Consider the following 17936-nt stretch of genomic DNA (forward strand, 5'->3'; position numbering starts at 1 on the left):
GCTGAGAGCAGGGCGACTCCGTTCAGGAGTGCGCAGGGCCGTCCAGCACGCCCTGCTTGAGGAGATCACGGGCCCGCATCACCAGGTCGGCCACCTGGGCCGAGGGGGCGGCAGCCCGCTCCCCAGCAGCCACAGCCCGGTAGTGGTCTGCCACCGACCAGGCCGCCGTCTGGGGATCCTGGGCAAAGCGGGGAATCAGGTGCAGGTGCAGATGGGGAGCCCCTTCCCCGAAGGCGATGGCATACACCCGATCGCAGCCCGTGAGCTCGCGCACTAGGGCACTGGCCCACTGCACGGCAGGCCCCCAGGCCTGGGCTTCCAGGGGTGTGAAGTCTGCGGGACCACCGAGGTGGCGGCAACTGTCGAGCATCAACCACCCGAGCAGGGGCGCTGGCTCTGGATGGTGGCGGAGCAACCACCGCCCCCCGCGGCCGATCTCATACAACCCACGGCTTGACGCGTCGTGGTGGATGGCACAGATGGCACAGGCCGGAAGGGCTCCAGACGGGGAACGGCTCAGGATCAAGCGGCCATGGGTCCAGGCCCCTCACGCTAAGCCGATTAACGGAGGACGCTGGAGGCGTCGATGGCCTTGTAGAGGGAGCGCGCCAACCGGGCCAGTTGGTCACGCTGGCTCGGGTCTTGAGACTCGACAATCAACGTGTCCAAAACCTTGTAGGCGTCTTGGAGGTACCCCTGCAGGCGATCAATCACCGGATCCTCAGTGGCACATGGGATGGTGATCGAGGCCTCAAAGCACTCGGGACCATCGTTCATCGAAGCCCTCACCACAGGAGACGATTGCGCGAGATCAACTACCGGTGCATCCAAGAAAGATGAGCAGCCATGGGTAAACCGCAGGCCTGACATCGGGTACGAGCTCGTTATTTCTTAATCATATCACCCATGCCTGGCAATTCGGGGAGACTGTCAAGTCAGTCGGGCCAAGATGCAGAAAACGCATAGCCTTCTTGCCCCTCACTTGCCTATCCAGTGCCAACGCAGTCATGCGCCTAGTACCACCTCAAGAACGGAAATCTGTATCGGTCAGCACAAAGCGGGCGGGTCAGCTGCCCAGCAGATGCAGGGATAGCTGCCGGCGGCTCCCCCTCCTGCGGTGCTCCCACAGGTAAACCGCTTGCCAGGTGCCAAGCAGCAGGCGGCCGTTCTGAAACGAGAGGCTGAGCTGGCTTGTGGTGAGCGCCGTGCGGATATGGGCCGGCATATCGTCTGAGCCCTCATCAGCATGGACATAGGGACGCAACTCGCCCCGGCCGCTCACCGGTCGGATGCCCTCCTCCGGCACCAGCGCCCGCAGATGGGCTGCCAGATCAGCCAACACCCGGGGATCGGCGTTCTCATTGATGGTGAGACTGCAGGAGGTGTGCAGGCACACCAGGTTGAGCAGGCCGAGCTGGAGCCCACTCGCCGCCACGGCGGCATGCAACGGAGCCGTGAGGTCGGTGAATCCCTCTCCCGATGTCGCCACCTGGAGGGTCTGCAGGGTCTGACGAAGCATGGGCAGCCCCAGCGCCAGCCGGGGACGAGCAGCACAAGATGGTGCCTAGCATGGGGGGCATCCAGCACCCGTCCTTCGTTGCCGGCCCAGCGCATGCAGACCCCCAGGATGCCGACGTTCCGCCAGTGGAGCCTGCGCTCCGCCGCCCTGGCCGCCGTGGCCGCGAGCATGGCCCTCCAAACCCTGCCCGCCCAGGCCCAACGCCAGGTGCCCAAGATCGGCAGCATCTGCCCCATGGGCTATGTGGACATGCTCAACGGCAAGTGCAGCACCCTGGGGCTGATGACCTACACGGTGCAACCCACCAACGGCGAAGCCTGCCCGGAGGGCTGGATGAACGTGGGCGGTGGCTACTGCCGCAAAAAATGAGCGTCCCTGCACTCACCCTCCTCTATGACGGTGGCTGCCCCCTGTGCGTGCGGGAGGTGTCGATGCTGAGGCGGCGCGACCAGGCACGCCACGGCGACCAGCCCAAACTCGCCTTCGTCGACATCGACCGCGCCGACTACGACCCAAGCGCCTTCTGCGGCGTCAGCTACCGGCAGGCCATGGGCCGGATCCATGCCATCACGGCAGAGGGTGAGGTGCTGCGCGATGTGGCCGTGTTCCAGCGCGCCTATGCCCTGATCGGCCTGGGCTGGCTCTATGCCCCCACCCGCTGGCCCCTGGTGCGCCCGGTGGTCGATGCGGCCTACGGCCTTTGGGCTACAGGGCGGTTGAAGATCACCGGCCGGCCCGATCTCGACACCCTGTGCCAAAGCCGCAGCGGCTGCAGCACAGGGATCGGAAGCCCCCCTCGCTGATGGCGGAGGACGTCGACCTGATCGTGGTGGGCAGCGGCCTGGGTGGCCTCTGCGCCGCTGCCCTGGCGGCCCGCTACGGGCTGGAGGTGGTGGTGCTCGAAGCCCACGCTGTGCCCGGTGGCGCCGCCCACGGCTTCAGCCGCCAGGGCTTTCACTTTGAATCCGGTCCGTCGTTGTGGTCGGGCCTGGGCCGTTGGCCCAGTGCCAATCCCCTGGCCCAGGTGCTGCGGGCCGTGGGGGAATCCCTGCCCGTGGCCTCCTATCGCGACTGGGGCATGCTGCTGCCGGAGGGAACGCTGAGGGTGGGGGTTGGTCTCGAGCCCTTCCTGGCGGTGGTTCGGACCTTGCGCGGAGCAGGGGCCAGCGATGAATGGGCCCGCTTCATGAAAGAGCTCGAACCCACGTGCAAGGCTGCCCGAGCCCTGCCCCTGCTGGCTCTGAGGCCGGGGCTGGGGATGGCCACAACCCTCGGAAGCCAGGCCCTTGGCCTGGTGGCGCAGGCCGGGCGACTAGCCCAACTGGGGGGAGCCTTCGGACCGATCGCCCGCCGCCACCTGCGGGATCCATTTCTGCTCCATTGGGTGGATCTGCTCTGTTTCCTGATCTCGGGCCTACCGATGGATCAGACCAGCGCGGCCGCCATGGCGACCCTGTTTGGCGAGTGGTTTGAGCCCGATGCCACCTTGGACTATCCGATCGGCGGCAGCCCGGCGGTGGTGGCCGCCCTGCAGCGGGGTCTGGAGCGCCATGGGGGCAAGCTGCGCACCGGCTGCGCGGTGGAGAGCATCACCCTTGAGGGTCAGCGGGCCACGGGGGTGGCCCTGCGGGATGGCACGGTGCTGCGCGCCCGTCGTGGGGTGATCAGCAACGCCAGCCCCTGGGACACCCTGGCGCTGCTGCCCAAGGGAGGGGTGGCAGAGCCTTGGAGACGCAAGCAGGCCGGCACACCGGCTTGCGGGAGCTTTTTGCACTGGCATGTCGGGCTGGAGGGAGCCAACCTCGAAACCTTGCCGATTCACCACGTCTGGGTGGGCGACTGGCAGCGGGGGATCGGGGCCGAACGCAACATGGTGGTGCTGTCGATGCCCTCGTTGCTGGATCCGAGCCTGGCCCCATCAGGACACCAGGTGATGCACGGCTACACCCCAGCCAACGAGCCCTGGGAGCTCTGGAAAGACCTGGAGCGGGGCAGCCCGGCCTACTCCGCCCTCAAGGCTGAGCGCTGCGAGATCTTTCACCGCGTGCTGGATCCGCTGATTCCCGACTGGCGAGACCGGCTGGTGCTCGAGCTCCAGGGCACACCCCTCACCCACCGTCATTATCTGAAGGTGCATCAGGGCAGCTATGGACCGGCCTGGCCCGCCAACCAGGGTGCCTTTCCCGGAGGCAGCACGCCGTGGCCCAACCTGGTGCTCTGCGGCGCCGGAGTGTTCCCGGGAATCGGCGTGCCTCCGGTGGCCGTGAGTGGTGCCATGGCAGCCCATCGCTTCGTGGACGCGCGACAGCAGAAGGAGCTGCTCGAAAGCCTGGGCCTGCGCTGAAACAGCTCAGATACTTCGGCGCCACTGGGCCAACACGCTGATCAGCGTTCAGGGCAAGCGAGAACGCAGGCGAGACATCAAACGCTGCCAGCGGGAATCCGGCCTTGAAGACGAGGAGGGCTCGGGAGGCACAATCGCTGCACTGCGCAGATGGAGGCTCTCTAGATAGTGCATCGACTCCCGCAGGGACATCGGGGGCGCAAACAAAAAGCCCTGACTGAAGCGAAAGCCGTGCTCCACCAACCAGGCACGCTGGGGCTCGGTTTCAACACCCTCTGCGGTCGTGCTCAGGTCGAGGTCGTCGGCCAGGGCGCCCATGGTGGCGACGAGTTTGTTGCTGGGGCGTTGCGGATCATCGAGCAACTGCACAAAGCTCATATCGATCTTGAAGCCATTAATCGGCAGACTCGACAATCTGGACAAAGAGGAATAGCCCGTACCAAAGTCGTCAATCGTGATCCGAACCCTGCGCTCAACCAGTTGCATCAAAAATGCTTCAAAACCAGTGGTGGCATCCTGAAGGGACTCTTCAAGGATCTCGATCTGAAACTGCCAACCCATGGGAAGCGCATGGGTGTCGATCAATTGCAACAACCGCTGCCGCATCAAGTCATCGTCCAGCAGATTGGCGGAGAGATTCACGCTCAGCACCATCGCCCGCCAAGGAACCACCCGGGCAAGGGTGGCTGCGTCTTCGAGGGCTCGCTCAATGATCTGAAGATCGAGCTCAGCGGAGAGTCCTGTGGCTTTCGCCACGGGCACAAATACGGCGGGGGGCACCACAGGCCCGTGTCCACGCCGCCAGCGTGCCAGAACTTCGAAGCCAACCGGCTCCGCGGTGGTGAGGTCGACGATGGGCTGGAAAAAGGGAACCATCTCCTTTTGGGCAATGGCCAGCCGCACCTCAGCCTCCAGGGCATAGCTCTCCTGCGCTAACCGACGGGTTTCGAGATCAAAAAAGCGGTATTGACTCTGGATCTGACGACTGGCCATCCGCAGAGCCATGTTGGAGTCAGAGACAATCTCTTCCACATCCGTGTAGTCGCCGTCCTGAAGAGCGATGCCGACAGCAAGCGACAGGGGAACCCGGTGTTCCGCAACCCGAAAGGGCTCGTTGAAGAGGTCCAGCATCCGCTGGGCGATCGTGGCGATCAGATCCGAGTCGCTAACGGCTGGCACCAAGACGATGAACTGGGAGTCGGAAAATCGGGCCAGCAAGGCAGACTTCGGCACAGCATTGATCAAACGGCGCGCCGCTTCATCCATCAAGACCTCGGCCAGCCGGCCACCCAGGGTGGCGCTGACGCTGCCGTAGTCCTTCAATTCGCAGCGCAACAGGGCAAAGGGGGGATGGCCCGCTTCAGCCAGCAGAGCCTCAATCTGGCCAAGGAGCTGATCGCGGCTGATCAGCAAGTTCATGGCACCAAGGGAGTCTGCAGACGCCTGCCGTGGTGCGGATCCCCCAGAGCCCTGACCGGCCAAGGCGGCCTCAAGACTGAGAACCAGCCAGGACATCCCAGCCGTCTGCCGGGGATCCAGGCTTAGGGGCAGGGGGTGATACAGACAAAGGGCGCCGAGGCTGTGTCCGGAAGGGGCCAGCAAGGGATAGCGGGCATAGAAGCGCACCCGCTGATCCGAATCTGGCATCTGCAAATCAACCAGCCTGGGATCATTCTGGACATCCTCAACAATCACCAGCTCTCCCGCCGCCAAGGGCTGGCTGGCCAGAATGACCCTGGCCGCCACAGCACCCGTCAGGACTTCGGCCAGATGGCAGATCGCCTCAATCTGATCGATGCGAAGCCCCATACCGCTCATGGATCAGTCCTGGAATCCAAGGGTTCAATTGGGGCAAAGGATGAACGCCATACCCGACCAGGGGCCCAGGGATCGACCATCATGTCCCCTTCGGCCGAGGACGACCAGCAGATGCGGTTCCGGCCTTGGTCTTTGGCACGATAGAGAGCTGCATCAGCTTGGGCATACAAATGGTTGAGGTTGTATCCCAGTTGCTCCGTGCTGGTCAGACCGATACTCAAGGTGACGTTCATGGTACGTCCTTCCCACTGGGGCTTCAACAATTCCACCTCACTGCGAAGGCGCTCCATCACCAGCAGTGCATGGGCCGAGGAACACTGAGCCATCACAATGAACTCCTCTCCGCCCAATCGGGCCAAGAGATCGGTTCCGTGCAGTGATCGGGTCAGCGCATTGGAAACCTCACGCAGAACGAAGTCGCCGCACTGGTGCCCATAGGTGTCGTTAATTGCCTTGAAATGATCGAGATCAAGGATGGCCAGAATATAGGGCAGATTATCCTTTTCTCCCTGAGCCAAAAGTCGAATAGCCAGATCCATACAAGACCGGCGATTCATCAAACCCGTGAGATCGTCAACCTCTGCGAATGACCTAACAGCCGGCAACAGGCTGCGATACAGCAACAGAGCCAGCAACCCCAGCACAGAGGTTACGTACAGGATGCTGATGACAAGCAGACTGAGCAGCTCCCAGCCAAGCTGACCGGAGGCAATTGAAGGGTCGAAATTGACCAAGACAAGGTAGGCTTTATTATCTTCTGAGCGGTCGCGGCCTGAGATCCTAAAAGGAAGGCCTAGGGTATAACTTTCTGCGGTCGGAAAATACAAGCCAGAGTGCGTCCTTAAACAAGACAAAGACTGGCTAGAGGTGACCGAGGAAGAGGCGAAGCAATCACGGATCTGAGCAAAGACTTCATCGTTGGTCTCCGTTCTAGATAGCAATGGGTCAACCACGGAAAGCCCATCCCAGGCGCGACGGCTACCCATCACTATGCGACCAGACGCATCCAAAACCAAAATATAGTTAATGCCATCCTGCATATCTTCGTTATGCTGGAGTCTATAGCGAGCCAGAAATCCATCAAGGTGGGATTTGGATGACTGACCCAACTCCAACTGCGAGGAAACCATGGAACGGATTTCCAGGGCATGCCCCCATACCTCCCTGTTGGATTCAACCAGACTTCGCCCAGCCAATCCGGCAAATAAAATTATTGAAGCAAAGCCAGCCACACCAAGAAAAACAATCGAGCAGCGGGCTCTTATATCTTTTGCAAGCGCGGAACCAATATGGGAGAAGTCAGTTTTCACAGCTATAGCGATTGATCCTGCAAAGGCTGCGGTGAGTGTTGCTGTCCAGCCGAGGCCAGGCGAATTAGGTCCTGGATTTCAGCGACAGACCCCTGCAGCTGCCGCAGGGAAGATTGTTCGGCATTCAAGAACTGATCCACTTCTGCCGTGAGAGCATCATCGCAGGCAAGTTGATCGCGAAGACCTTGAGCAAAGGTGATGGACTGCGATACCTGAAGAGAGGCCGCTTCAATGGAAGGCCGAATAGCGATCAGCTGACTGGACGCCAAATCATTGAATGTACGAATGCTAGTAATATCCACTTGATTGCCCACATAAAAATCCGGCTTCCCAGGCCTACCACCAAATGGGTAAATCGTGAGGCGGTTCCAAAACTTTTCGCCGTTTAGACGGTAATTAACGAGCTCACATGAATAGGCCTTCCCTTCTCGAATAGCCCGAGCAATCTCAGATACGGTAATCGGATCCGTATCGGGTCCCCGCAGGAAACGGCAGTTAAATCCCGATGCCTTCTCCTTGGGATAGCCAGTAATCTGGCAGAAGGCCTCATTAACATAAATAAGCGGGTAATCATCCTGCCGCATATCAGCAATGGAAACGCCAAAGGTGGCGTTTTCAACAACCGCACCCAACAGGGAAAGCTCCTGCACTTGCTGACGAAGCTGGTTGGAGAGATCAACCTCCCTGCGGCTGCCCTCACGCAAGCGGTCATTTGTTGAAAGCAGCAGTTTATTTTGGCGCTGAAAAGTAGCGGTGGCCCCAACTGAAACAAGGCCGAGCAAGCCCGCATATCCAACTAAATAGCCGAGTTGACCAAATCCATTAACCTGAATACCTCGCACCGTAACTTCTTGAATGCCCCGTACATCACCTACTTTCCAATTTTTCTTTGGAGAATCGGGGTGTTGATTATGGCAAGTAACGCAAGCCGGACGCATCAACACCGGTGTTGCCAGCCTGTAGGTTGAGCGTCCCAGCCATGATCGTTCTAGCTGGACATAGCGGGGAAGCTCAGGGTCTTTGCGAAAAGCTCCAATGGCATCGGTTTCAAAACCATCCAGTGGGGGAACATCTCGCTTGGCAAATGGATAGTCGGAAAGGAACGCATAATTGATCCTCCCATCACTATGGGCGCTGTCAAAGAGCGCACCCAACTCGATGGACAAGGTAGCGGGAATGGGAATCCCACCATGCACATCACGATAATTTTCCGAAAACACCGCCTGTCCATCTGCTTTCTGAAGACGGGCGACAACATTGTCGGCGTAATAGCTACGAATACCGGTGGCCAGGGTGGAGATCTCATCGGCCTGGAGCTCCATCTGCTTCACGGTGGCCGCAGACAAGCTGCTCACCATCACGAACGGCAGGCCAAGCAGGCTGACGATCAACAGCACAAGCACAAAGGCCGGCTTGCTGATCACTCGCCAACAACGCGAAAGCCACCTCGACAACCCTTTTGCTGCTTCTCGGCCGGCAACGGACCTGGGGGGTTGGGACTGGACTGGGCCTTGCATCTCAATATTCTAGTTTCTCGGACTGGTCAGGGCATCGGCCTGAACCAGCCCGCAGACCCGGCTCAGAAACTGCGCCGCAGCTGGGCCGTGGCCAGCTGAACCTCGCGCAGAAAGAGCAGCACCGCCACCATCAGGCACAGCATCGCCAGCACGAACAAGGGCACCACCAACAGGGCCAGATCGATCTGGGCCAGCACGCTGATGAACACAATGGCCACCACCAGGGCCACCAGCAGCATGGTGACCGTGCAGAAGGCAATGGCCTTGAGGATCAGGCCCATGCGCTGCTTCTGGCCCTGCAGCTCCAGGCGCCCAGCCCGGCCCATCTCCTGATCGGCATCGCGGGCCTGCTGTTGCAGCACCCGCGCCCGGTCGATCAGGCGGGTGAGGCGGTTGGTGAGCACCATCAGCAAGCCGCTCATGCTGGCCAGCAGAAACACCGGCGCCAGGGACAGCTGAATGGCCTGGGCGAGGGCATGGGATGGCATCGGCAGGAGCGCCAGGGAAGCCGGGCAAACCTAGCCGCGGTTCAGCCCTCCTCCCCTGGAGGCTCAAGCTGAATGGTGCTGTGGGCGATGCCCAGCTGGGCCAGCTGTTGCTTGGCCTGATGCAGCCAGTCGAGGTCGTCGACCAAGCCTGGGCGCCTCACCACATGGGCGGTCAAGGCGGTCTGGGAGGTGCTCAATCCCCACACATGCAGGTGGTGCACGTTCAAGACCCCCGGCAAGTCCCGCAGGGTGGCTTCCACCTCAGCCAGTTCAATCCCGGCCGGCACGGCATCGAGGGAAATGCCCATGGCCTGACGCAGCAGCTCAAAGCCGCTCCAGGCCACCGCCAGGCCCACGCCGATGCCTGTGGCCGCATCCAGCCAATTCCAGCCCGTGGCTCCCACGATGAGGGCGGCCACCAGCACGGCGGCGGAGACGGCCGCATCGGTGAGCAGGTGCACGACGGCCGCCTGGCGATTGAGGTCGTGGCGGCTGTCGGCTCCGAACAGCCGCGCTGACAGAAGATTGACAGCCACCCCGAGTCCAGCCGCCCAGAGCACCGGACCCGTGGTCACCGCCACCGGATCGAACAGGCGCTGCAGGCCCTCCACCAACACCACGGCTGACGCCATCAGGATCAACACCGCATTGGCCAGCGAAGCCAGTTGGGTGCTGCGGCCAAAGCCGTAGGTGTACCGCGCCGAGGGAGCTCGGGCACTGAGCCGTTCCGCGCCCCAGCCCAGCAGCAGCCCGGCCACATCCCCCAGGTTGTGGATCGCATCGCCGATCAGGGCCAAGGAGCCGAAGGCCAGGCCGATCACCAACTGCAAGGCCGAGAGGCAGGAGTTGAGGATCACGCTCCAGCGGAAGGCGGCAGCTGAACCGGGGCGGTGCTGGTGCTGACGCCGGTGGGGCTGCCGCTGGATGTCCACCGCTGGATGGCTGGAGATCGGGTGCGGATGGGACAAGAACAGTGCCTGGGGGCTGGATCAGTCTGGGCAAGGGCAAGCGAATCAGCCACCCGCCGCAGCCGATCCCCCTCCGCCCTGGCCTGCCTGGGTACGGTGAGGCCCATGCAGGCCCCTGAACCCCTCTTGCAACGCCTGGCCACCGTGCCCGGCATGGATTCCGGCCGTCGACGGTTGGTGGTGCTGCTGCCCCAGCTCGGGGATTTCGACAGCCTGGAATATGCCCAGGCCCTGGTGCCCGTCCTGCCGCAACTGGCGGCGGCCCAGCTGGAGCTGTTGGCCATTGGCATCGGCAACGCTGCCGGTGCCGACCGTTTCTGCCGGTTCACCGGGTTCCCCCGCGAGCGGCTGCTGGTGGAGGGCGAGCCCGCCCTGCACCGGGCCCTGGGGCTCTATGCCGGGTTGGAGGTGCCGGGTGGGGCCTGGCCCGGCCTGCTGCTGATGTGCGCCGGCATCGGCTCGCCCGGCACCTTGGCCGAGGTGCTGCGCGGCTACAGCGGCGACCGCACGGCAGCCCTGCGACCCTTCGAGCTGGCCACCGTGCGGCTGCGCAACATGGTGGAAGTGCTGGGCGCCTGGCGCACCTACGTCCCCAGCGACGACTTCATCACCCAACGGGGCGGCACCTACCTGCTGGAGAGCGACGACAGCCTGCTCTACAGCTACCGAGACCCGGGCATTCTGGGCTTCTCAGCCACGATGGCCGAGCCTCTGCGCTTCCTGGCCCCCTATCTCCCCCCTTCCCCTGGCCAACCATGAACGCCCTGTTGCAGCACCTGTTGTTGGTGATCAGCCTGGCCCTGTTTCAGCTGGTGGGGCCGGTGCCGGCCGAGCTGGGGGTGCACGATGGGGCCCTGGCCAGCTGTGCCTCCCCGGCCCACTGCGCCCGGGCCAACTGGGTGGTTGCCGATCCGGAGGCTGCGCTGGCCGCGCTGGTGCCCGTGCTTGAAGCCATGCCCCGCACCGAGGTGGTGGAGCAGGGCGCGGGCTACCTCCACGCCACCGCCAGCAGCGCCCTGTTCGGCTTCGTCGACGACCTGGAGCTTTACGCCGACACCGCCCATGGCCAGCTGCAGGCCCGCTCCGTGTCGCGCCTTGGCGATTCCGATCTCGGGGTGAACGGCCGGCGGCTGGCCTCCCTGGAAGCGGCACTCAGCCCGGGGGCTTAAGAAGCGATCAGGGCTTCAGGAGCTGGGCGGGGAGCCGGGGGGAGCTTGGGTGCTCTCCCGCAGCCCATCGAACAGCTCGCACAGGAGGGTGGCCATCTCGGGGGGCAGGGAGGCCTGGGGAACCGATTCGGCAGCGATCACGAGCAGGGCACAGGCGTCCACCAGGCGCGAGGCCTCAGAGGCTGTCAGGGCCACCAGGCACTGATCCTCGCAATGCGTAATCCGCATTTTTGGCACCCCTTACCCACAAAACGGTACACACCGAACAGCGGGATGCATGCAGCTCGCCCCTAAAGAAGCCATCCCGGCTGCAGCAACAACACCAGGGCCAGGCCCACCATCACGGTGCCACTGATCAGCTTGAGCATGCGGCCGCCTCGCTCGGTGAGTTTGGTGCTGCTGAGCGCCAGCACGGCCACCCCCACCATCAGGGTGTCATCGGCGATGTAGCCGAGGATGTAGAGCATCAGGTAGGCGTAATGGGCGAAGGGATCCAAGCTCTGCTGCGCCAGTACGGCGGTGTAGATCGCCGGCAGGCCTGCTGTGCAGAGCAGTTCCACCAGATTCACCACCACGGCCATGGCGGCCACCGCCAGCAGGGCTGGCAGGAGTGCACGCTGCTGCACCACACCGCGCAGACGCGCATAGAGCCCGGGCTTGGCCGCAGCGGGGATGGACAGTGAGAAGCGACCGCCCTCGCGCCAGGCGTCGCGCAGATTCACGCCCCCCACCAGCAGGGCCATCCCCCCCAGCACCAGGCGCAGTGGCCTGCTCCAGCCCAGCACCAGAAACAGGTTGAGCCAGGCGGCCAGGAAGGCGAAGTACACCGCACCGCTCACCAGCACAAACGTGCCCGCCACCAGGGCCATACGACGGCGGTCGCGCCAATGCACCAGCAGGGACAGCAAGAACAACAGCACCCACATCGCGCAGGGATTGAAACCATCCAGCAGACCCAGGGCGATGGTGAACAGCGGCAGTCCCAGTCGGTCCACCTCCAAGGATCCAAATGGCCCCAGCCGCACCACACCCGCAGGGCGCAGCTGACGAGCCTCCTGGCCACGTTCGTCCAGGCCGCGATCCAGCAGGTCCAGCAGCTCCTGGCCGCGGCCGGCCGGACCGTCAAATCCGACCAGCACCGCGTCACCGAGGACGAAGGTAGGCACCCCCGGCACCTGGATCCCGGCCTGGGCAGAGACCCGCCGCAGATCATCGATGGCAGCGGGATCGGCGTCGAGCGGCCGCAACCACACCACGAGCTCGGGGTGCCGTTGGCGGAGCACGGGCAGAAAGGCCTCCGCCTGGGCGCAATGGGGGCACCCCTGGCGCACGAACACCTGCAGTTCGGTCCCCGTGGACCGGGACTGGCCGGCGGCGGCCAGCGGAGCCAGGGCAAGGAGCAGGCCCAGCAGCCACGGCAGAAGTCGCCGCCAGCACGAGAGTGCTGCAAGCCGGCGGTTCTGAGGAGCAGGAGCGAACAGAGCGGGTTGGGCCGACACAGGGTTGCGGCAGAGCGATCTAAGGCTGCCGGCTCTGGAGCCAGCGCATCAGGGCCTTGCTGGGATCGGCCAGCTCGGCAATCGAGCCGTAGAGGTAGTCGGGCCAGCCCGTGCGGGGCAGGCCGCTGAACACCATCAGATTCAGGGGATAGTCCTCCGAATCGCTGCAGCGGCGGAAGTCGTCGCGGAATAGGAAGGTGGGCTTGCCCAGGGCAATGGCGGCCCCCAGCTCCAGCATCACCCCCTCATCGGGAGGCGTGCCGTTCACGATGGCGAGAAACGCATCGGCATCGCGCACGTCCTGAAGATCGGCCTGGGCCACCGTCCAGGCCCAACCCTCCTGGGCCAGATCCACCTGGCCGTTGCGGGCAAAGGGCTCCCACACCTCAAGCCCCAGGCTCTCAAGCGCCTCGATGAAATCGGGCAGCAAGCGCGTGCGCCAATGGGCGGAGAAGCCGTAAGGCGAGGCCAGATAAACGGTGGGGCGTGGCGTCAGCATGGGGAGCCTCCACGGGACGCCCGATACAGCCGTTCGTCGCGGGCGGCCGCCTCCGGGTCTTCCCATGGGAAGACGATCCAATCCGCCGCGCTGGTGACCTCCACCGCAAGCCACCACTGCGGCTCGGCCTTGCTGATCCACACCACGGCTTGGGCGTCGGGAAGCTGCCGATGGGCCTCGAGGGTGAGGCCGGTCTCGTAGACATCGTCAACCAGCAAGCACCCCGGGCGGGCATCGGCCAACAGCGGCAGCTCGAGCCGGTGGCTCAGGGCCACCGCCAGACACAGCCCCCCGCGGGGAATCCCATGGATGCCGGTGAAACGGCGCCCAGCGCAGCGGGCGGCAATGTGCTGCACGGCCCGGTCGAAGTCGTCCCAGCTGAGCTGGCGCAGAGTGCTGGTGCCCATCAGGCCACGAAGCGCTTGTAAAGCCAGCGCACGAAGCCGCCCACCAGAGGCACCGGCCCAAAGGTGGGGCCCACGAAATCGAAGTAGTCACGGTGGTCCATGATGCGGCCGTCGGCCCCGAAGCGCAGGCGACTGGTGCCGGGGTAGAGAAATTCGATCCCCTTGATCTTCAGGCCCATGCGCCATTCCACGAAGGCCGTGTCGCCGTCGATCGCCACCGCATCGGCCTCCAGAAACACGTCGTCGCAGCGTTGCATCAGGCCCTGCTGGGCCAGGATGTAGGCCTCGACGCCCTCCCGGCTCTGGGTGGGGTCTTCGAAGTGCACATCGTTGGCATACGCCTGCCGCCACTGCTCAGCCGTGGGCGCCGGGGCCCCATAGGGCTTGGTGAACAGCTGCCGCAGGCTGTCCTGGCTGAAGGGCGGGGTGAGGGCGGCGGACATCGCAGGGGCGGAGTGGTTGCTCACGATTGTGCTGCCCCTGGTTCAGAAGGGCGCCGACGGCGGCAGCGCTCCGAGCAATACCGCACCTCATCCCAAACGTCCTTCCACTTTTTGCGCCACTGGAAGGGGCGCTGGCACACGGGGCAGATCTTGGTGGGTCGCTCGGCGTGGTGGGGCATCAGAGGGGGGCGATCAGGGATTGAGACGCTGCTCGAGCCAGCCGTCCTCACGGCACCAGCGGCGGCGGTGGTGGGGGTGGTTCGTGAGCTCCAACAGCTCCACCTGCTCCAGGCCAATGCGCAGCAGCCGGAAGCAGGTAGGAATCGGCAGCTCCTCGCCGAGTTCGGCGGGGAAGCAGGCCCCATCCTCGAGCGGCTCCCCCGGTGCCGGCCAGCCCCACAGGGCCCGACCCTCCGGGGTGAGGCCCTGCCAGTGCCGCTGCCGCTCGCTGGCCTCCTGCTCTGCAGGCAGGATCAGCAGCCTGCCGCGCAGGCGGAACTGGCAACGGGCCCGGGGCAGGAGCCAACCCAGCTCCACCGCCGGCTGGTGGCCCAGCTCGGCCACCTTGGCACTGCGGCCATCGGTGAGCAGATCGAGCTCCGAGGCCGCGGCCCAGCCACGGAACACCAAGGTGCGCAGCCGCGGCGTGCCATCGACCGCCACGCTGGCCAGCTGCAACCAGCGGGCCTGGGGCGAGCGGCCCTCCCGCTCCCGGGCCCCCCGCAGCAGGGGCCGCCAGGGGGGTAGTGGCTCAGCGCTGACCATGGCCGCCAGGCTAGGAAGAGGTGACCCGCTCGCCAACATGGGCTCCAATCCGATGCTGGATGGGGGGAAGCGATGACGGCAGCGCTAGCGATCCTGGTCAATGGCCCCAGCTCATCGGGAAAGACAACCCTGTGCCGGGCCCTTCAGGATCACCTCACGGAGCTCAGCGATGGCGACCCTGCTGCGGCCTTTGGACTCGTGGCCTTCGATGACATCCTCCTGCTCCTGTCGGACCGGTTGTTTCCGTCGAGCCTGGTGACCCTGCAGGGCGGAGACATCCACCGCCTGATCTCGCGCGCGCCCCACGACGGCCGGGCGGCGTGGGAGTACGTGGATGACAGCCAGGCCGCCGGCAAGCATGGCGGCAGTCCCCGGCTGCGGCTGGAGCTCAACCCTCTGGGGCGGCGAGTGTTGACGGGGCTGCACCGCAGCTGGGGCCAGCACCTCGCCCTGGGCACCAACCTGATCATCGATCACTTCCTGCAGGAGCAGGAGTGGCAAGAGGACGTGCTCGCCCAACTGCGGGCCTCCGGAGCCCGCGTGGTGCTGGTGGGGGTGCACTGTTCCCTGGCCGAGCTGGAACAGCGGGAATCGGGCCGCGGCGATGGTGGGCTGGAGGAGCGGCCCCTCGGCTTGGCCCGCCGCAGTGATGAGCTCTGCCATGCCCATGGCCTCGCCTACGACGTGACCGTCGACACCAGCCTTGAACCCACGGCGGCGTCGGTGTTGAGGATTCTCGAGCAGCTTCAGGCCTCCCCCAGGGGACCTGGGGCCACGGTCGTCGGTTCCTAGGCTGGGCCAAACCCCCTCCCCACCGTGCCTGCGATGTCCCTGCGCCTGGCCCACCTGGCCCTGCCCCTGCTGCTCGGCCTGGCCTGGGGTCCTGAGATGGGACGGGCCGAAAGTCGAGCCCCGGGCTCCACCGGCAGCAGCGCCTCCAGGCCCACGGCAGCCCCTGCGCGCGGCTGGCACAAATCCGAGCTGTATTTCGGAGCCAGGCTCGCCAACGGAACCCTGATCACCCCGGTCGCGTGGGAGGCCTTCCTGGCCGAGGTGATCACTCCGGCCTTCCCCGATGGGCTCACGGTGGTTCAGGCCAACGGCCAGATGCGGGGGGCCGATGGCGTCATTCGCCGTCAACCCACCTGGGTTGTGGTGATCCTGCGCCCGGTGGGATCCCTTGAGGATCAGCGCATTCAAGCGGTGATCAGCAGCTTCAGAGGGCGTTTCCAAGGCGCGGAACTGATGCACGTGGAGATTCCTGTGGCCCAGCCCCAGTTCTTCGGCAACTGAAGCGGCTGGGCGCCTAACCGTGGGCGACCACCGGGCCCACCTCGATGTTGATCAGTTGGAGCTGGAACTGGGGGTGGGACGCCACCCAGGCAGCTGCAACAGCATTGGAAGCTTCCGCATGCTCCGGCGTATCAAAGACACTCACCGACAGCATGCGACCACCCTCCGCGCTGGGATCGATCCACATGTAGGAGACGTAGCCCGGCAAACCCTTGAGCTGGGGGATGAACGTGTCCTGAATCGCCTGACTGACGGCGTGGGGATCACCGCTCACCTCGTATTGACGGATGGTGGCGTGCATGGGGGATTGAAGGGACGTTGAAAGTGTCTAACTGATTTCAGTGCACCCCCTGTCCAAGCGAACAAGAGCGGGGCTCGTCAGGGGTTCAACGCCGCCTCGCCCCGCCGATGGATCTCGGCGGCGTAATCGGTCCAGGTGCCCTGGCCCCAATAGCGGAAACAGCTGGTTTCCAGCAGGAGCAGGTGGAGCAGGGCCTGCTGGTAGGGCTCGCTGCGGGTCACGGCGGGGTCAGCAGCCACCGGGCCATCGAAGCGCTGGTGAAACGCCGCGCTGAGACGGGTCATCGGCTCGAGCACGTTGGCGTAGCCCTCCACCCAGCTGAGGTTGTTGGTCCAGGAGGCGCCGGCCATTGAAAAGGAGGGATCGCTGGCCTGGAGCGCCCCGATGGCGGCCTGCACCGACTCCGGAGTGAGGGCAGCGCCGCTGCTCTGCTGGGCAACCTGGTGCCAAAGCCTGTGCTGCTGCACCGCCTGAATCTGGGGGTAGGCCCCAGGGGCCACACCCGCCGCGTCCAACAGCTCGAGGTATTCCGTGCCATTGAGGGCCACGGTTCCGCCCCCTTCACGCCCGCCTTCGCCGGCCAGCTTGCGATGGGCCTGGAGAAAGGCCTGGGGGAATTCGTTCATCATCACGCCGCCGTTTTCGCCGTCGGCGATCTGGGACACCAGGGCGGGAATGGTGGTGTCAGCCAGCGCCATTCGCCCCAGGCTGAGGGCCTCGTAGCAGGGCTGCATCTGGCCCACCAGCTTGGTGTCGGAGCCCTGGGTTTTGATCAGGGCGGTGATGCTCACCGTCTCGCCACTGGAGTTGCGTGCCACCAGCTGATTGGGGATGTAATTCTGCGTGTGGCTGAGGCCGGAGCCATCGAGATTCTCGACGCTGTGTTCCTGCACCAGCAGCCAGCGGTAGCCGCACTCCTTCAGGGCCTTCACGAATTCGTAGAGGGTGTCGGGGTGGTTGGGCAGGTGCATCTCCGGCGGCGAGAAGCCCTTCACCCGCTGCAGCGCCGCCTCGCCAAACAGGGCCGCAAAGTGCTGCTGCCAGGCCAGGATCTGCAGCTTCAGATCGGGGATCGGCGTGGAGGGGGCCACCGCGTGGCTCCAGAACGTTCCCAACCACTCCACGTGGGATTGCATGGTGGGATCGCAGGCTAAAAACCGCAGCGCCTCGAGGATGTCGGCGCGGCCCATCTGCTCGAACCCCCAGAGCAAATTGCCGGAATAATCCAGCATGATGCGTGGATCACAGCCCTCGCTGATCAGCTGGGGAATCAACTCGGCCAGGCGCCGGTAGCACTGGGCGAAGGGTTCGGCGTTGTGGTTATCGCCCTCGCCGGGGTGCTCCACCATGTACTGCAGATGGGAGATCAGCTCCCCGTTCACACCGGCCGGAATGGTGGGCTGGTGCATGTGCAGCGCACAGGCAAAGGCCGAGTGAATCTGCGCCAGATCGCGGCGGCCAGCGGGCAGCGTCACGGGCCGGTTGTGCTGCACCAGGGCCAGGATCTCGGCTTCACGGCCGGCGATCGGTGGCAGGGCGGATGGGGGCATGGGGGTTTCGGGAGGGTGGGGAAGCTGATCTTGGAATCAGCGGAGC

Annotated in this window: 24 protein-coding genes and 1 pseudogene; 8 read left to right on the forward strand and 17 right to left on the reverse strand. The window is 64.4% G+C overall.

Features of this window, described 5'->3' with window-relative positions:
- Positions 1-22: 22 nt before the first annotated feature.
- The 3 genes from KBY71_RS07580 to KBY71_RS07590 form a co-directional block, all read right to left on the reverse strand.
- Positions 23-370 (reverse strand): diadenosine tetraphosphate hydrolase, encoded by a 348-nt coding sequence (locus tag KBY71_RS07580; RefSeq protein WP_315858540.1) that lies wholly within the window; start codon positions 368-370, stop codon positions 23-25.
- 191 nt (positions 371-561) lie between these two features.
- Entirely contained in the window at positions 562-777 is a 216-nt protein-coding gene (locus KBY71_RS07585) for a hypothetical protein (RefSeq protein ID WP_254928329.1), read from the reverse strand.
- A 289-nt stretch (positions 778-1066) separates the two neighbouring features.
- Entirely contained in the window at positions 1067-1519 is a 453-nt protein-coding gene (locus KBY71_RS07590) for a secondary thiamine-phosphate synthase enzyme YjbQ (protein ID WP_254928330.1), read from the reverse strand.
- A 50-nt stretch (positions 1520-1569) separates the two neighbouring features.
- Between KBY71_RS07590 and KBY71_RS15165 the strand changes: the two are divergent.
- The 4 genes and pseudogenes from KBY71_RS15165 to KBY71_RS07605 form a co-directional block, all read left to right on the forward strand.
- Positions 1570-1734 (forward strand): annotated as a pseudogene (locus KBY71_RS15165) (hypothetical protein); the annotation flags it as partial.
- Positions 1688-1888, forward strand: a complete 201-nt coding sequence (locus tag KBY71_RS07595; protein ID WP_254928351.1) for a hypothetical protein — start codon at positions 1688-1690, stop codon at positions 1886-1888. The pseudogene KBY71_RS15165 and the gene KBY71_RS07595, both read left to right, overlap by 47 nt.
- A complete protein-coding gene (locus tag KBY71_RS07600) occupies positions 1885-2322 on the forward strand; it encodes a thiol-disulfide oxidoreductase DCC family protein (protein WP_254928331.1) in 438 nt (145 codons plus the stop codon). The genes KBY71_RS07595 and KBY71_RS07600 overlap by 4 nt, the downstream gene beginning before the upstream one ends.
- A complete protein-coding gene (locus tag KBY71_RS07605) occupies positions 2322-3863 on the forward strand; it encodes an NAD(P)/FAD-dependent oxidoreductase (RefSeq protein WP_254928332.1) in 1542 nt (513 codons plus the stop codon). Before KBY71_RS07600 ends, KBY71_RS07605 begins: the two co-directional genes overlap by 1 nt.
- A 48-nt stretch (positions 3864-3911) precedes the next feature.
- Here KBY71_RS07605 and KBY71_RS07610 read toward each other — a convergent pair whose 3' ends face one another.
- The 5 genes from KBY71_RS07610 to KBY71_RS07630 form a co-directional block, all read right to left on the reverse strand.
- On the reverse strand, positions 3912-5510 hold the full coding sequence (locus tag KBY71_RS07610; protein ID WP_254928333.1) for a phosphodiesterase: 1599 nt from the start codon (positions 5508-5510) through the stop codon (positions 3912-3914).
- Positions 5511-5677: 167 nt separating this feature from the next.
- Entirely contained in the window at positions 5678-6991 is a 1314-nt protein-coding gene (locus KBY71_RS07615) for a GGDEF domain-containing protein (RefSeq protein ID WP_254928334.1), read from the reverse strand.
- Between the two features lie 2 nt (positions 6992-6993).
- On the reverse strand, positions 6994-8415 hold the full coding sequence (locus KBY71_RS07620; RefSeq protein WP_254928335.1) for a DUF3365 domain-containing protein: 1422 nt from the start codon (positions 8413-8415) through the stop codon (positions 6994-6996).
- Positions 8416-8570: 155 nt separating this feature from the next.
- Positions 8571-8996 carry a DUF2721 domain-containing protein gene (locus KBY71_RS07625; protein WP_254928336.1) on the reverse strand — a complete coding sequence of 142 codons (426 nt, stop codon included), beginning with the start codon at positions 8994-8996 and terminating at the stop codon, positions 8571-8573.
- A gap of 41 nt (positions 8997-9037) precedes the next feature.
- Entirely contained in the window at positions 9038-9964 is a 927-nt protein-coding gene (locus tag KBY71_RS07630; protein WP_254928337.1) for a cation diffusion facilitator family transporter, read from the reverse strand.
- A 105-nt stretch (positions 9965-10069) separates the two neighbouring features.
- On the opposite strand from KBY71_RS07630, the gene KBY71_RS07635 reads away from it, so the two are divergent.
- Together KBY71_RS07635 and KBY71_RS07640 are read left to right on the forward strand one after the other, a co-directional pair.
- A complete protein-coding gene (locus tag KBY71_RS07635) occupies positions 10070-10723 on the forward strand; it encodes an AhpC/TSA family protein (protein ID WP_254928338.1) in 654 nt (217 codons plus the stop codon).
- Positions 10720-11133 (forward strand): DUF1499 domain-containing protein, encoded by a 414-nt coding sequence (locus KBY71_RS07640; RefSeq protein ID WP_254928339.1) that lies wholly within the window; start codon positions 10720-10722, stop codon positions 11131-11133. The genes KBY71_RS07635 and KBY71_RS07640 overlap by 4 nt, the downstream gene beginning before the upstream one ends.
- A 15-nt stretch (positions 11134-11148) precedes the next feature.
- Here the strand turns inward: KBY71_RS07640 and KBY71_RS07645 are convergent, their stop codons facing one another.
- The 7 genes from KBY71_RS07645 to KBY71_RS07675 form a co-directional block, all read right to left on the reverse strand.
- Positions 11149-11328, reverse strand: a complete 180-nt coding sequence (locus KBY71_RS07645) for a hypothetical protein (RefSeq protein WP_254928340.1) — start codon at positions 11326-11328, stop codon at positions 11149-11151.
- Positions 11329-11423: 95 nt separating this feature from the next.
- Positions 11424-12632: a hypothetical protein gene (locus tag KBY71_RS07650; RefSeq protein ID WP_254928341.1), complete on the reverse strand. Its 1209-nt coding sequence runs from the start codon at positions 12630-12632 to the stop codon at positions 11424-11426.
- A 19-nt stretch (positions 12633-12651) separates the two neighbouring features.
- A complete protein-coding gene (locus KBY71_RS07655) occupies positions 12652-13131 on the reverse strand; it encodes a nucleoside 2-deoxyribosyltransferase (protein ID WP_254928342.1) in 480 nt (159 codons plus the stop codon).
- Positions 13125-13538, reverse strand: coding sequence for a phosphoribosyltransferase (locus tag KBY71_RS07660; protein WP_254928343.1), 414 nt, complete (start codon positions 13536-13538; stop codon positions 13125-13127). The genes KBY71_RS07655 and KBY71_RS07660 overlap by 7 nt, the downstream gene beginning before the upstream one ends.
- Complete coding sequence (locus KBY71_RS07665; protein WP_254928344.1) at positions 13538-13981, reverse strand: nuclear transport factor 2 family protein; 444 nt, start codon at positions 13979-13981, stop codon at positions 13538-13540. Before KBY71_RS07665 ends, KBY71_RS07660 begins: the two co-directional genes overlap by 1 nt.
- 20 nt (positions 13982-14001) lie before the next feature.
- On the reverse strand, positions 14002-14160 hold the full coding sequence (locus KBY71_RS07670) for a DUF2256 domain-containing protein (RefSeq protein WP_190389690.1): 159 nt from the start codon (positions 14158-14160) through the stop codon (positions 14002-14004).
- Between the two features lie 13 nt (positions 14161-14173).
- Complete coding sequence (locus tag KBY71_RS07675) at positions 14174-14746, reverse strand: pyridoxamine 5'-phosphate oxidase family protein (RefSeq protein WP_254928345.1); 573 nt, start codon at positions 14744-14746, stop codon at positions 14174-14176.
- Positions 14747-14818: 72 nt separating this feature from the next.
- Here KBY71_RS07675 and KBY71_RS07680 point away from each other — a divergent pair, with 72 nt between their 5' ends.
- Entirely contained in the window at positions 14819-15538 is a 720-nt protein-coding gene (locus tag KBY71_RS07680; RefSeq protein WP_254928346.1) for a phosphotransferase-like protein, read from the forward strand.
- A gap of 33 nt (positions 15539-15571) precedes the next feature.
- Complete coding sequence (locus tag KBY71_RS07685; protein WP_254928352.1) at positions 15572-16039, forward strand: DUF3574 domain-containing protein; 468 nt, start codon at positions 15572-15574, stop codon at positions 16037-16039.
- Between the two features lie 13 nt (positions 16040-16052).
- Here KBY71_RS07685 and KBY71_RS07690 read toward each other — a convergent pair whose 3' ends face one another.
- Both KBY71_RS07690 and KBY71_RS07695 read right to left on the reverse strand, forming a co-directional pair.
- Positions 16053-16340: a hypothetical protein gene (locus tag KBY71_RS07690; RefSeq protein ID WP_254928347.1), complete on the reverse strand. Its 288-nt coding sequence runs from the start codon at positions 16338-16340 to the stop codon at positions 16053-16055.
- Positions 16341-16417: 77 nt separating this feature from the next.
- A complete protein-coding gene (locus KBY71_RS07695; protein WP_254928348.1) occupies positions 16418-17890 on the reverse strand; it encodes a glycosyl hydrolase family 57 in 1473 nt (490 codons plus the stop codon).
- Between the last annotated feature and the right edge of the window lie 46 nt (positions 17891-17936).

This window comes from Cyanobium sp. T1B-Tous (genome assembly GCF_024345475.1).
Taxonomy (GTDB): Bacteria; Cyanobacteriota; Cyanobacteriia; order PCC-6307; family Cyanobiaceae; genus Cyanobium_A.

Coding starts and splice junctions, on each gene's coding strand:
- KBY71_RS07665 (WP_254928344.1), bottom strand. CDS start 13,981: ATGTCCGCCGCCCTCACCCCGCCCTTCAGCCAGGACAGCCTGCGGCAG.
- KBY71_RS07590 (WP_254928330.1), bottom strand. CDS start 1,519: ATGCTTCGTCAGACCCTGCAGACCCTCCAGGTGGCGACATCGGGAGAG.
- KBY71_RS07670 (WP_190389690.1), bottom strand. CDS start 14,160: ATGCCCCACCACGCCGAGCGACCCACCAAGATCTGCCCCGTGTGCCAG.
- KBY71_RS07675 (WP_254928345.1), bottom strand. CDS start 14,746: ATGGTCAGCGCTGAGCCACTACCCCCCTGGCGGCCCCTGCTGCGGGGG.
- KBY71_RS07640 (WP_254928339.1), top strand. CDS start 10,720: ATGAACGCCCTGTTGCAGCACCTGTTGTTGGTGATCAGCCTGGCCCTG.
- KBY71_RS07585 (WP_254928329.1), bottom strand. CDS start 777: ATGAACGATGGTCCCGAGTGCTTTGAGGCCTCGATCACCATCCCATGT.
- KBY71_RS07655 (WP_254928342.1), bottom strand. CDS start 13,131: ATGCTGACGCCACGCCCCACCGTTTATCTGGCCTCGCCTTACGGCTTC.
- KBY71_RS07610 (WP_254928333.1), bottom strand. CDS start 5,510: ATGCCAGATTCGGATCAGCGGGTGCGCTTCTATGCCCGCTATCCCTTG.
- KBY71_RS07625 (WP_254928336.1), bottom strand. CDS start 8,996: ATGCCATCCCATGCCCTCGCCCAGGCCATTCAGCTGTCCCTGGCGCCG.
- KBY71_RS07690 (WP_254928347.1), bottom strand. CDS start 16,340: ATGCACGCCACCATCCGTCAATACGAGGTGAGCGGTGATCCCCACGCC.
- KBY71_RS07635 (WP_254928338.1), top strand. CDS start 10,070: ATGCAGGCCCCTGAACCCCTCTTGCAACGCCTGGCCACCGTGCCCGGC.
- KBY71_RS07660 (WP_254928343.1), bottom strand. CDS start 13,538: ATGGGCACCAGCACTCTGCGCCAGCTCAGCTGGGACGACTTCGACCGG.
- KBY71_RS07685 (WP_254928352.1), top strand. CDS start 15,572: ATGTCCCTGCGCCTGGCCCACCTGGCCCTGCCCCTGCTGCTCGGCCTG.
- KBY71_RS07595 (WP_254928351.1), top strand. CDS start 1,688: ATGGCCCTCCAAACCCTGCCCGCCCAGGCCCAACGCCAGGTGCCCAAG.
- KBY71_RS07580 (WP_315858540.1), bottom strand. CDS start 370: ATGCTCGACAGTTGCCGCCACCTCGGTGGTCCCGCAGACTTCACACCC.
- KBY71_RS07680 (WP_254928346.1), top strand. CDS start 14,819: ATGACGGCAGCGCTAGCGATCCTGGTCAATGGCCCCAGCTCATCGGGA.
- KBY71_RS07605 (WP_254928332.1), top strand. CDS start 2,322: ATGGCGGAGGACGTCGACCTGATCGTGGTGGGCAGCGGCCTGGGTGGC.
- KBY71_RS07695 (WP_254928348.1), bottom strand. CDS start 17,890: ATGCCCCCATCCGCCCTGCCACCGATCGCCGGCCGTGAAGCCGAGATC.
- KBY71_RS07600 (WP_254928331.1), top strand. CDS start 1,885: ATGAGCGTCCCTGCACTCACCCTCCTCTATGACGGTGGCTGCCCCCTG.